General features: G+C 41.7%; 11 protein-coding genes. All 11 read left to right on the top strand.

What is annotated here, in order from left to right; translation table 11 throughout:
- Positions 1-137: 137 nt before the first annotated feature.
- The 11 genes from ES896_RS10125 (at position 138) to argF (ending at position 12,892) form a co-directional block, all read left to right on the top strand.
- A complete protein-coding gene (locus ES896_RS10125) occupies positions 138-923 on the top strand; it encodes an alpha/beta fold hydrolase (protein WP_041507472.1) in 786 nt (261 codons plus the stop codon).
- Between the two features lie 46 nt (positions 924-969).
- Positions 970-1,278: a metal-sulfur cluster assembly factor gene (locus tag ES896_RS10130; RefSeq protein ID WP_003211530.1), complete on the top strand. Its 309-nt coding sequence runs from the start codon at positions 970-972 to the stop codon at positions 1,276-1,278.
- A 116-nt stretch (positions 1,279-1,394) separates the two neighbouring features.
- Entirely contained in the window at positions 1,395-2,840 is a 1,446-nt protein-coding gene (locus ES896_RS10135) for an FAD-binding oxidoreductase (RefSeq protein WP_135226771.1), read from the top strand.
- Positions 2,837-3,385 (top strand): MFS transporter, encoded by a 549-nt coding sequence (locus tag ES896_RS10140; RefSeq protein WP_048001695.1) that lies wholly within the window; start codon positions 2,837-2,839, stop codon positions 3,383-3,385. The genes ES896_RS10135 and ES896_RS10140 overlap by 4 nt, the downstream gene beginning before the upstream one ends.
- Positions 3,386-3,523: 138 nt before the next feature.
- Complete coding sequence (gene argC / locus ES896_RS10145; RefSeq protein WP_205687770.1) at positions 3,524-4,561, top strand: N-acetyl-gamma-glutamyl-phosphate reductase; 1,038 nt, start codon at positions 3,524-3,526, stop codon at positions 4,559-4,561.
- Between the two features lie 20 nt (positions 4,562-4,581).
- Positions 4,582-5,802 (top strand): bifunctional ornithine acetyltransferase/N-acetylglutamate synthase, encoded by a 1,221-nt coding sequence (gene argJ / locus ES896_RS10150; RefSeq protein WP_007499060.1) that lies wholly within the window; start codon positions 4,582-4,584, stop codon positions 5,800-5,802.
- 14 nt (positions 5,803-5,816) lie between these two features.
- Positions 5,817-6,593 (top strand): acetylglutamate kinase, encoded by a 777-nt coding sequence (gene argB, locus ES896_RS10155; RefSeq protein WP_017360181.1) that lies wholly within the window; start codon positions 5,817-5,819, stop codon positions 6,591-6,593.
- Positions 6,590-7,741, top strand: a complete 1,152-nt coding sequence (locus ES896_RS10160) for an acetylornithine transaminase (RefSeq protein ID WP_035700272.1) — start codon at positions 6,590-6,592, stop codon at positions 7,739-7,741. The genes argB and ES896_RS10160 overlap by 4 nt, the downstream gene beginning before the upstream one ends.
- 69 nt (positions 7,742-7,810) lie before the next feature.
- Complete coding sequence (locus ES896_RS10165; RefSeq protein WP_135226773.1) at positions 7,811-8,872, top strand: carbamoyl phosphate synthase small subunit; 1,062 nt, start codon at positions 7,811-7,813, stop codon at positions 8,870-8,872.
- Entirely contained in the window at positions 8,865-11,945 is a 3,081-nt protein-coding gene (locus tag ES896_RS10170) for a carbamoyl phosphate synthase large subunit (RefSeq protein WP_135226774.1), read from the top strand. Before ES896_RS10165 ends, ES896_RS10170 begins: the two co-directional genes overlap by 8 nt.
- Positions 11,942-12,892, top strand: coding sequence for an ornithine carbamoyltransferase (argF, locus tag ES896_RS10175; protein ID WP_008348520.1), 951 nt, complete (start codon positions 11,942-11,944; stop codon positions 12,890-12,892). The genes ES896_RS10170 and argF overlap by 4 nt, the downstream gene beginning before the upstream one ends.
- Positions 12,893-12,928 lie beyond the last annotated feature (36 nt).

A 12,928-nucleotide genomic window follows, 5' to 3' on the forward strand; every position in this document is an offset into this window, starting at 1 on the left:
AAAATCTCCTTTGATCTGTAAGTAATAGGAGGCATCTGGTGCGGGTGCCTCCACCTATAGTGTATCTTTATCACATCTTCGTTGTCTACATGTTAAAATAAACAAAGACGGGAATGATAAAGGAGGATTCATAGGCTGTGATCACCATTGATGAGCAAATGACACACGATATTCCATTTTTACATATCGTAAAAGCTGAAAATAAAGATAAACCGATGCCACTTGTATTTTTTATACATGGATTTACAAGTGCACGCGAGCACAACTTACACTTCGCCTTTCATTTGGCGGAAAAAGGCATGAGAGTCATTTTGCCTGACTGTGCTTATCATGGTGTAAGATCAGAAAACCTCAGCTTAGAGGAACTGGCATCAAAGTTTTGGGAAATCGTCCTGAACGAAATCCGTGAAATCGATATCTTAAAAACATATTTTCAAGAAAAACAATTGATTGAAGCCGATCTAATAGGTGTTGCAGGTACTTCCATGGGAGGCATCACGACCTTTGGTGCACTCGCAAAACATGATTGGATTAAAGCGGCAGTCAGCTTGATGGGCAGTCCGAAATATACGACATTCCTACAAGCACAAATTATGGACATGCGGCACAAAGGGTTGATGAAAGAGATTACAGATGAAGAGGTTCATCAGCAATTAGACGCGCTGCGTCCTTATGATTTAACGCTGCAAACAGATCGATTAAACAAAAGGCCATTGTTATTCTGGCATGCAGAAAACGATCCGGTTGTCCCTTACAGACATGCAAAAGCTCTTTATGACGAGTTAGCAGAAACCCAATATAAAGAAGATCCTCACCTGATTCGTTTTATCACAGATGGACAGGCTGGCCATAAGGTCTCAAGACAAGCGATGTTTGAAACCATTGACTGGTTTGTGACACACCTGAAAAGCACAAACGTTTAGCCAAAAGGAAAAGTACGTTATACTAGTTGAAAAAGGAGTGGATATCATGGATGAAGCATTGAAAGAAAATATTTTAGGCGCCCTAGAACAGGTGATTGACCCTGAGTTAAACGTAGACATCGTCAACCTTGGACTTGTCTATGATGTCGATCTTGATGAGAATGGAAAAGCGGATATCACGATGACTTTAACATCAATGGGGTGTCCCCTTGCACCAGTTATCGTGGATGAAGTGAAAAAAGCATTAAGTGACTTGCCTGAAGTGAAAGAAACAGAAGTTCACATCGTATGGAATCCACCTTGGACACGTGACAAAATGTCAAGATACGCTAAAATTGCGCTTGGTATTCAATAAGTAAATACGACCTGGTATGAGTTGAACTCGTACCAGGTTTTTTTATGAAAAATTAAGGTAGAGGAGGAGTATGGCTTGATATAATGGATGTAATTTTATAGAACGGAGTACCTATAATGAAACGAAAGTGGATATGGATCGTTCTTTTGATGGGATATGGCGCTGCCTTTTTTGCATCAGTCTCTATACGTGAAGGTCAAGCACACAAAAGACAAGGACTTGATGCGTTTACAGATGTGAGTCACCTTATGCCGGTCAAAATAAAAAAAGTCGTGCAAGGAAAAGAAATAGAATCTTTAAAAGAAGTATTAGAAGAAGCAAAAGAGAAGAATCTGCCGATTTCAATCGCCGGAAAGCAGCATAGTATGGGCGGCCACACGTATTATGAAAATGGCATTGTACTAGACATGACGAAATTTCGCCGAATCGTATCATTTAATGAAAAAAAGAAGACCATTCGGGTCCAGAGCGGCGCCACATGGGATGATATTCAAAAATATGTGAACCCATATGGTCTTGCAGTAAAGGTGATGCAATCTCAAAACATCTTTACGATTGGTGGCTCGTTAAGTGCAAATGCACATGGACGTGACATTCGCTACGGCTCACTCATTGACACCGTGCGCTCTTTCACACTGTTAAAAGCAGATGGAGAGATCATCACAGTAAAGCCTAGCGATGATTTATTTACTGCCGTGATTGGAGGATACGGCTTATTCGGTGTCATTTTAGATGTTGAGCTTTCCTTAACAAAGGATGAATTATATAAAATGGAGACAACCTCTCTACACTTCGATGAATACACTGATTATTTTCAAAAGCATGTAAAGAACAATAAAGAAGTGCGCATGCATCTCGCAAGAATCTCTACAGCGAAAACAAATTTTTTGAAAGAGATGTATGTGACGAATTATTCACTTACTTCTGATCAACAGATCGATCCATACCGCGAGCTCAAAGAAGATCAGCTCGTCATCCCTTTAAAATTTATGCTCGGCCTTTCGAGAAGATTTGATATGGGGAAAGATTTGCTATGGAACTTGCAAAAGAAGTATTTTCAAAGTCAAAATGACCAGCTGATCACAAGAAATAACGTGATGCGGTCTGATTCTGCTTTTTTAGAATATGAAAATGAGTCAGATACCGATGTGCTTCAAGAATACTTTGTTCCAGTTGATCATTTTCGTGCGTATATCGATGACATGAGAGGGTTTTTACAACAGGAAGAATTGAATTTAATGAACATCACGATCCGCTACGTACAAAAAAATGAAAAAGCGGATCTCTCATATGCGAAAGAAGATATGTTTGCACTTGTTTTGTTAGTGAATTATGGTTTTGAGAAAGAAGAGAAGGCAGAAGCAGAGCGGGTCATCCGGCAAATGACAGATATCACCTTGCGGCACCATGGAAGCTATTACTTACCATACATGCCTTATCAAACGAAAGCACAAATGAAACAAGCGTATCCAAAAACCGATCTATTCTTTCAAAAGAAAAAGCAAGCAGATCCAGATGGCAGATTTATCAACTACTTTTATGAAAGGTACAATACACAATGAATGCTAAAGCAATGAAATGGTTCGTCTATTCACAAAGTCTACTGTTTTTCGCCAGTAGTCTCATTTTCCCTTTTTATATTCTTTTTATTAAAAATGTTGGGTCGAGCTATTCTCAATTTGGTCTTGCTTATGGTCTGTTTGGTTTGAGCGGTGCGTTCATTCATTTATTATTAGGAAAACTTCCTGAAACGACCGACAGGCGTCTCTTTTTAATCATTCATTCGTTTGGTATGGCGTTTCTTCTTCTCCTTTTTCCACATATCACAGAAGTAGAGCAAGTTTATATGATTCAGATTGCCTTAGGTGTGCTAGGTGGTGTTCAGAAGCACGGAGAGAAACTGCTCGTCACCGAACTCACAAATGAGAAGAAGCGAATGAAAGAAGTTGGGCACTATCATTTTTGGACAGCGCTTTTTTCATCTATCGCCATCATGCTTGGCGGCCTGTTTGCTGATTTTTTCACCATTCATTTGATTTTTTATGCAAGTTCCCTATTATATTTATGCAGTGCGCTTTTGGTTCTCAATATGAAGAACAATAGATAAAATCCGCATGTCTCACGAAGATATGTGGATTTTTTTATGAAAAAAAATGAAAACAAATATTAAATATACAATTGAATTAATTTTTATACATGTTATAATGTTAAATAATTTCACAAAGATCAAGAGGGTGTATTGACGTTGAAAATAGGTATTATAGGTGCTACAGGGTACGGTGGTGCGGAATTAGTTCGTATCTTTAAGCAGCATCCACATGTGGAGGAATGTATATTGTATTCATCAAGTGGTGATGGGCAATTATACAGTCAATCTTATCCGCATCTGACAACGATTACTGACCAAACATTAAAAGCCATTGATCCGGCTACCATTGTGCAAGAAACAGATGCTGTGTTTTTAGCGACACCAGCAGGCGTTTCAAGTGAACTCACACCGAAGCTCATGAATCAAGGGGTGCCAATTATTGATTTATCAGGTGACTTGCGCATTCAAGATGGAACTGTTTATGAAGCGTGGTATAAACGAAGGGCAGCGGATGAAGCATCGGTTCAACAAGCTGTATACGGATTATCTGAATTGAATCGTGAAACCATTAAGCAAGCGGAAGTCATTGCAAACCCAGGCTGCTTTCCTACTTCAGTTCTTCTAGGATTAGCACCGCTGATGAAACAGAATTTAATCGATGAATCTATGATCATAATAGATGCAAAAACCGGGGTGTCCGGTGCAGGACGATCAGCCTCACTTGGCACACATTTTTCAGAGCTGAACGATAACTTTAAAATTTATAAGGTGAATGAACATCAGCACACACCTGAAATAGAACAAGTACTTAGAGAATGGAACCCGCAAACGGCGAACATCACATTTTCAACACATCTTGTCCCGATGACAAGAGGGATTATGGCGACGATGTATACACAATTGAAATCAGATGTCACAAAAGAAGAATTAATGAAACGGATGAAGGACTTTTATGAAGATTCCTATTTTGTAAGAGTGAGAGATCACGGGATATATCCGCAAACAAAAGAAGTATACGGCAGTAACTTCTGTGACATTGGTTTTCATTTAGATGAGCGAACAGGCAGACTGACGATTGTATCTGTCATAGATAATCTCATGAAAGGCGCAGCCGGCCAAGCGGTTCAAAACTTCAATATCATCAAAGGCTTACATGAAGAGGCGGGCCTCACAATGACACCTCTCTATCCATAAGAACAGGGGAGACAACAAACATGATCGAATTGAATGAAAAAAGTATTGTCAAAATTGACGGGGACGTATCATCACCAAAAGGTTTTGAAGCAAAGGGGATTCATATAGGATTACGCTATTCAAAAAAAGACCTTGGCTTGATCATCAGTGAAGTACCAGCAGCGAGTGCAGCGGTATACACTCAAAGTCACTTTCAAGCTGCGCCTCTTCAAGTCACACAAAAAAGCTTGAAAAAGACGGGCAAACTAAAAGGTGTCATTGTCAATAGTGCCATCGCCAACGCATGTACAGGTGAGCAGGGATTAAAAGATGCATACGACATGCAGGCAGCCTGTGCAGACATGTTAGGCACAGAGCCTGATTACATTGCTGTTTCTTCTACTGGTGTCATTGGAGAGTGTCTGGATATGGATAAAATAAAAACAGGCATCGCTCAGCTAAAAGAAGCAAAAGCAGGAAATGGCCACTTTGAAGAAGCGATTTTAACAACAGATACAGTCATTAAAAATACGACATACTCCTTGACGATAGACGGGAAAGAGATTCTCATTTCTGGTGCAGCAAAGGGCTCTGGTATGATTCATCCGAACATGGCCACAATGCTCGGGTTTGTCACAACCGATGCAAATGTCGAACAAGAAGCTTTGCAAAATGCTCTTCGTGACATTACAGATGTGACGTTTAATCAAATTACCGTCGATGGAGAAACATCAACTAACGATATGGTGCTTGTGATGGCAAATGGAATGGCAGAAAACCAGGCACTGAATGAAGAACATCCAGAATGGCCATTGTTTAAAGAAGGATTAAAACTAGCCTGCGAAGATCTAGCAAAAGAGATTGCAAGAGACGGAGAAGGCGCAACTAAATTAATCGAAGCGAAAGTTGTTGGTGCAAAAAACAACTTAGAAGCTGGTATTATTGCAAAAAAAATCGTAGGTTCAAGTCTTGTGAAAACAGCCGTATACGGTACGGACGCCAACTGGGGCCGGATTGTCGGAGCAATCGGTCATAGCGCAGCTTCTGTCACGCCAGAAGAGGTGGAAGTTTACTTAGGCGGGCAATGTCTGTTTAAACATAATGAACCCCAGTCTTTCTCAGAAGAGGAAGCAAAAGCGTATCTAGAGCAGGATGAGATTACGATTTTCATTCAAATGAATGAAGGAAATGGTGAAGCGGCCGCATGGGGCTGTGACCTTACCTATGATTATGTGAAAATTAACGCGAGCTATCGCACATAATGAAGGAGATAGACATGGATAAAACGATCGTGTTCAAGTGTGGAGGCAGTGTCATTCGAGAACTTTCCGATACCTTTTATGAAAATGTCCGCTCACTTCAAGCTGCTGGATTTAAACTGGCTATCGTACATGGCGGAGGTCCTGAAATCACGAGCATGCTGCAAAAATTAGAAGTGAAAACGGAATTTGTAGATGGACAGCGCAAAACAACAAAGCCGGTGTTAGAGGTAGCCGAAATGGTCCTTTCAGGAACGGTGAATAAATACTTTGTTTCAGAGCTGGCAAAGCATGATATATCATCTGTCGGTGTATCTGGTAAAGATGGACAGATGCTTGTCGCCGATTTTCTCGATCAAGATGTATATGGGTACGTTGGCGAAATCAAAGAAGTCAATCCAGAGATGGCAGAAGCACTAATGGAGAAACAATTCATTCCCGTCATTGCGCCGCTATCTATGACCGAAGAATGCCAAACGTTAAATGTAAATGCTGATCTTGCAGCATCAGCAGTCGCAGGAGCTATGAAAGCTGATAAGCTCATGTTTGTCACAGATGTGGAAGGAATTTTAAAAAATGGTGAGCTGTTAGACGTTGTCACCGAACAAGAAGCTCTCAAGCTCATCGATGAAGGCATTATTTCCGGGGGAATGATTCCAAAAGTGCAATCTGCGCTAAGTGCTTTATCAGGAGATGTGGATGAAGTCATGATTGTGAATGGAAAAGGCAGTATTTTTACAGGAGATACCTTTAAAGGAACTCGAATTGTAAAACAAAAGGAGGCGGTCCTGTGAGTCATCTTTTTCAAACATACGGACGGTGGAATGTTGAAATTAAAGAGGCAGAAGGTTCTTGGGCAGTGGATACAACTGGGAAAAAATATTTAGACTTTATACAAGGCATTGCGGTCACGAATTTAGGTCACAATCATCCAAAGGTCAATCAAGCCATCAAGAAGCAGCTTGACGAGGTCTGGCACGTATCAAATCTATTTGAAAATGGACTGCAAGAAAAAGCAGCGGAAAAGCTGGCAGCAAACAGTTCAGGAGATCTCGTATTTTTCTGCAACAGCGGGGCTGAAGCGAATGAAGGGGCTATCAAATTGGCCCGAAAAGCAACAGGGAAAACAAATATTGTGACGTTTTTGCACTCTTTCCATGGGCGCACGTATGCTGGTATGGCTGCCACAGGTCAAGATAAAATCAAAACTGGTTTTGGACCGATGCTGGAAGGCTTTCATTATGTACCGTTTAATGACCCTGAAGCGATCACAGCGTGTGAAATCGATGATGTCGCAGCGGTCATGCTGGAAGTGGTGCAAGGTGAAGGTGGAGTGAATCCAGCTACAGCTGAATTTCTAGAAGCCGTTCAAACGTTTTGCAAAAAACATCAAGCACTGCTGATTGTAGATGAAATCCAAACGGGTATTGGGCGAACAGGGACAGCATTTGCCTATGAGCAATCGGGACTTGATCCTGATATTATTTCAGCCGCAAAAGGTTTAGGAAATGGATTTCCAGTCGGTGCAGTGATAGGGAAAAAAGCTTTAGGGGATGCATTTTCTCCAGGCTCTCATGGCACAACATTTGGTGGCAACATGCTCGCTATGTCAGCTGTGAACGCAACTCTTGATGTGATATTCAAAGAAGACTTTCTTTCAGAAGTGAAAGAAAAGGGTGCGTATCTCTTAAAGAGACTGCAAGAAGTCAAACAGCTGAATATCGTGAAAGAAGTAAGGGGCAAAGGATTAATGGCAGGAATTGAGTGTCATCAGCCAGTAGGTGATTACATCACAGCCCTTCGAGAGCAAGGTTTGCTGGTGCTTCCAGCTGGTCCGAATGTCATTCGTTTATTACCTCCACTGAATGTCAAAAAAGTTGAATTGGATCAAGCAATAGAAGCGATCATTCAAGTGTTAGCAAATGAAACAGTAACGGTCTAAATTTTTTTACACCAGAACGCATAAAAATGCATTTATATTATTAATTATTCAATATGGGGTGACACAAGCATGAAAGGTTATTTAAATTTAGAAGATGGAGCCTCTTTTGAAGGAGATCTGACAGGAGAAGCTGGCGTGACAGGTGAAGTGGTCTTTTTTACAGGGATGACAGGTTATCAAGAGGTGCTCACAGATCCTTCTTATAAAGGACAAATCATTGTCTTCACATATCCGCTCATCGGAAATTACGGCATCAATCATGAAGACTTTGAGAGCAAAAAACCACAAGTGAAGGCGGTTGTTGTCTATGAAGCAGCTGACCATTTTTCTCATCACCTTGCAGCCGTAAGCTTAAAAGATTATTTACAGAAGTGGAACATTCCGCTTCTTACACATACAGATACTCGCGCAGTCGTGCAGAACATTCGAGCAAATGGAACGATGAATGCAGTGCTTAGTTTAGACGAAAATGAAACGCCGCCTGCAATGAAGCAAGACAATGTGGTTGAGCAGGTCACAGAAGATGAAGTATACACACAAGGCAGCGGTGAGGAACATGTAGCGCTCATTGATTTTGGCTTTAAAAAATCAATTGCGGACTCACTCGAAGCGCGCGGCTGTAAAGTCACAGTGATTCCGTACAAACAAATGGAAAAGGTATTTGATATCAAGCCAGATGCGATCCTTTTGTCAAATGGACCTGGAGACCCAAAAACAATGAAGCCATATTTAAAAACCATTCATGACATCATGATGACCTTCCCGACACTAGGCATTTGCTTAGGTCATCAATTAATTGCTCTTGCGCTTGGCGGGGATACGTATAAGCTTCCTTTTGGCCACCGCGGGGCGAATCATCCGGTACAAGATACAGAATCAAAACGTGTCTTTATGACAAGCCAAAATCATAGCTATGTGGTCAATGAAAAAAGCATGAATGACAAAGAAGTGGACGTCAAATTCCTCCACGTGAATGACGGATCTGTTGAAGGATTCATTCATAAAGAGAAGCTGATAATGTCCGTTCAATTTCATCCAGAAGCACATCCAGGCCCTGCAGAAAGTGAATGGGTATTCGATGATTTTATTGAGAAAGTGAAACAAGCAAGGAGAGAAGTCGCACATGCCTAAAGATCAAAGCATACAAACCATTCTAGTCATCGGGTCCGGTCCAATCATCATTGGTCAGGCAGCAGAATTTGATTACTCAGGAACACAAGGTTGTATGGCCTTAAAAGAAGAAGGCTACAACGTCATCTTAGTGAATAACAACCCAGCAACCATTATGACAGACGAGTCATTTGCTGATGAAATTTATTTTGAACCGCTTTCAGTTGATTCAGTGACAAGAATCATTGAAAAAGAGAAACCAGATGGTCTTTTAGCCAATCTTGGCGGACAGACGGCTTTAAACCTTGCTGTCGAGCTGGAAAAAGCCGGTGTGCTGAAAAAGCATGGGGTAAAACTGCTCGGAACGTCAGTTGAAACAATTGAAAACGGTGAAGATCGTGAGAAATTCCGTGCTCTCATGAAGCATTTGAATGAACCTGTACCAGAAAGTGAAATTGTAGATAATGCGAAAGACGCCCTTCAATTTGCAAAAGAAGTGGGCTTTCCCGTCATTCTTCGACCAGCCTACACACTTGGTGGTAAAGGGGGAGGCATCGCTTTAACTGAAGAGGCTTTTAAACCGCTGATTGAAGGTGCTCTTCTAGCGAGTCCGATTCATCAGTGCTTAGTTGAAAAAAGCATTGCTGGCTTTAAAGAAGTCGAGTATGAGGTCATGAGAGATCGTCAAAATACGTGTATCACTGTATGTAACATGGAAAATATCGATCCAGTTGGTGTGCATACAGGTGACTCGATTGTCGTTGCACCGTCACAGACATTAACGGATCAGGATTATCAAATGCTCCGTTCAGCGAGCTTAAAAATTATTTCAGCGCTTGATGTCGTTGGTGGATGTAATATCCAGTTCGCTCTTGATCCACTCAGCAAAGAATATTTTGTCATTGAGGTCAACCCTCGGGTCAGCCGATCTTCTGCTCTTGCATCGAAAGCAACAGGCTATCCGATTGCCAAAATGGCGGCAAAACTTGCGGTCGGTTATACACTAGATGAATTGAAAAATCCGCTTACAGGAACAACGTATGCTAGCTTTGAGCCGGCACTCGATTATGTCGTGGTGAAATTCCCGCGTTGGCCGTTCGATAAATTTAAACAGGCAGACCGGAAATTAGGCACAAAAATGAAGGCGACTGGTGAAGTCATGGCGATTGACCGTAATTTAGAATCTGCCATTCAAAAAGCCGTCGCATCACTTGAAATTAAAACAAAGGGCTTCCACTTGCCTGAACTGAAAGAACATTCAACTGAACAGTTATTTGAATTAATCAAAACACCGGACGATCGCCGTTTCTTCGCTGTCATGGAGCTGCTTTCCAGACAAGAAACCGTTGAAACGATTCATGAAACGACGAAGATTGATCTGTTTTTCTTACATGTTTTCAAGAATATGATTACACTCGAACAAGAATTGAAGAATCATCAGGGGACGCTATCCAAAGACACCTTAAGAAAGGTGAAGGAAAAAGGCTTCCTTGATGAAACAATCGCTTCTCTGACGGATCGCAGTGAACAAGATATCAGACAGCTTCGCCAAGAGTATGGCATTGCCGCTTCATTTAAAATTGTCGATACATGTGCGGCTGAATTCGATGCAAAAACGAATTACTTCTATTCTACGTACTTTGGCAAAAGTGATGGAGAGCATCAAGAGAAAACAAAGCAGCGTGCACTCATCATTGGTTCCGGTCCGATTCGAATTGGGCAGGGAGTCGAGTTTGATTATAGTGCCGTTCATGGCGTTCTTACTCTACAAAAGCTTGGATTTGAAACCATCATGATGAACAACAATCCAGAAACGGTTAGTACCGATTATGAGATTGCAGATCGTTTATACTTTGAGCCTATCACGTTAGAACATATTTTAAACGTAGTTGAAGCGGAGCAAATTGATTTTGTCATCGTTCAATTTGGCGGGCAGACAGCAATCAATGTGGCGGAAGGTTTAGAAAAAGCCGGCGTTACCTTGTTAGGCACGTCCTTTGACACATTAGATGCATTAGAAGATCGCGATTTATTCTATCAGCTTCTTGATGAACTGAATCTTCCTCATGCAAAAGGAGATACAGCTCATTCAAAAGAAGAAGCACTGGGGCATGCTGCAAGCATCGGGTACCCTGTTCTTATTCGTCCATCATATGTCATTGGGGGAATGGGCATGATCGTTGTCCATACAGAAGCTCAATTGGCAGCAATACTTGATCAGCCAGATCATTTACCTTATCCGATCTTAATTGATGAGTACGTCACTGGAAAAGAAGTGGAAGTGGATCTTATTTCAGACGGAAAGAAGACATTCATTCCAACAATCGTTGAGCATATTGAAAAAGCGGGCGTACACTCAGGTGACAGCTTTGCCATCTTGCCAAGTGTCTCTATTAGTGAAGACATCAAAGAGCAGGTGTATAACGCTTCTGAACAAATCGCAAAGAAATTAGCTTTTAAAGGCATTATGAATATTCAATTTGTGATGAAAGGGAACCAGGCGCTCGTATTAGAGGTGAATCCTCGGGCAAGCCGGACTGTTCCAGTTGTAAGTAAAGTCATGGGTGTTGACATGATCCCAATGGCGACTCAGCTGTTAGCTGGTGCAACGCTTGAAGAATTGAATCCTGTAACGAAGAATAAGGGGGGCACAGCTGTTAAATTCCCAGTCTTCTCCTCACATGCCATTCAAGATATCGATTTAAAGCTGACACCTGAAATGAAAGCGACGGGTGAAGGAATGTGTGTTGGAAAGAACGTCGAAAGCGCTTTGAAAAAAGTGTTTGCGCCGATCTGGCAACAGAAAGGGACCCTCTATATTCATGGCAGTGAATTACTCATAGATGAAGCTACACGAGCAGGCTTTAACGTCTGGACTGGCAGCTTTGAATCGTGGCTGCAACAAGACGATAAATCGCTTCACATTCATTTAGGTGATGATGAAGAGGCAAAAGAACAGCGTGTAAAAGCACTCACACATGGTGTTCAAGTTCTAACCGAATATGAAACAGCGCAAGCGTTCCTGCAAGGAAAAGATGGAGATGTATCACCAGTATCTCTCCACGAATTATATAAAAAGGAAGTGACGGCATGAGCCAAGTCGACGTGCAACCGGCATTATACGGAAAAGACTTTTTATCGTTAAAAGACTTTTCGATCAATGATATTGCGTACTTAATTGAAAAAGCAGAAGAAATGAAACAACATCCATATCAAGATTTATTCAAAGGAAAAACATTAGCGATGATCTTTGAAAAATCTTCAACTAGAACCCGTGTCTCGTTTGAAGCGGGCATGACGCAGCTAGGCGGACATGCGCTCTTCCTCAGCTCAAATGATCTGCAAATTGGCAGAGGAGAAACGATTGGTGATACAGCGCAGGTGCTGTCTGGGTATGTAGATGGCATTATGATTCGAACCTTTGAACATGAGAAGGTAGAAGAACTTGCAAAATACGCCTCTATTCCAGTGATCAACGGACTAACGGACTACTCTCATCCATGTCAGGCACTGGCTGATTTACTGACGATTAAAGAAGCGAAAGGCACACTAAAAGGTGTGAAAGTGGCGTACATCGGTGATGGGAATAATGTGGCTCATTCCTTAATGGTCGGCTGCGCGCAGTTAGGCTGTGACATTGCCGTTGCATCACCAAAAGGCTATGAACCTCTTCAAGAGGTGACAGACACTGCCCGGGAGTTTGCAAAACAATCAGGCGCAGAAGTCATCGTCACAACAGATGCAGTAGCTGCTGTTCAGGATGCAGATGTCATTTATTCAGACGTATTTACAAGCATGGGGCAGGAAGCTGAAACAGAGAAACGTCTAGCTGAATTTAAAGAATATCAAGTCAATGAGGAACTCATGCAACATGCAGCAGCAGATTATATCTTCCTTCATTGTCTGCCGGCACACCGCGGAGAAGAAGTGACGGCTGATATCATTGATGGACCACACTCTAAAGTATTCCAGCAGGCAGAAAATCGCCTGCATGTGCAAAAAGCGTTAATCAAAGAGCTCATGTATCAACAACCTAAATAAATCGCAAGTGTCCCTGTCTCGACTGAGCAGGGACTT

This window comes from Bacillus sp. 005/A4HT-01/001, assembly GCF_004634445.1.
GTDB classification, from domain to species: domain Bacteria; phylum Bacillota; class Bacilli; order Bacillales; family Bacillaceae; genus Bacillus; species Bacillus altitudinis.

Bases quoted from the DNA above. Each gene is read 5' to 3' on its own strand.
- ES896_RS10130 (WP_003211530.1), top strand. From the start codon at position 970: ATGGATGAAGCATTGAAAGAAAATATTTTAGGCGCCCTAGAACAGGTG.
- ES896_RS10165 (WP_135226773.1), top strand. From the start codon at position 7,811: ATGAAAGGTTATTTAAATTTAGAAGATGGAGCCTCTTTTGAAGGAGAT.
- argF (WP_008348520.1), top strand. From the start codon at position 11,942: ATGAGCCAAGTCGACGTGCAACCGGCATTATACGGAAAAGACTTTTTA.
- ES896_RS10170 (WP_135226774.1), top strand. From the start codon at position 8,865: ATGCCTAAAGATCAAAGCATACAAACCATTCTAGTCATCGGGTCCGGT.
- argJ (WP_007499060.1), top strand. From the start codon at position 4,582: ATGATCGAATTGAATGAAAAAAGTATTGTCAAAATTGACGGGGACGTA.
- ES896_RS10140 (WP_048001695.1), top strand. From the start codon at position 2,837: ATGAATGCTAAAGCAATGAAATGGTTCGTCTATTCACAAAGTCTACTG.
- argB (WP_017360181.1), top strand. From the start codon at position 5,817: ATGGATAAAACGATCGTGTTCAAGTGTGGAGGCAGTGTCATTCGAGAA.
- ES896_RS10135 (WP_135226771.1), top strand. From the start codon at position 1,395: ATGAAACGAAAGTGGATATGGATCGTTCTTTTGATGGGATATGGCGCT.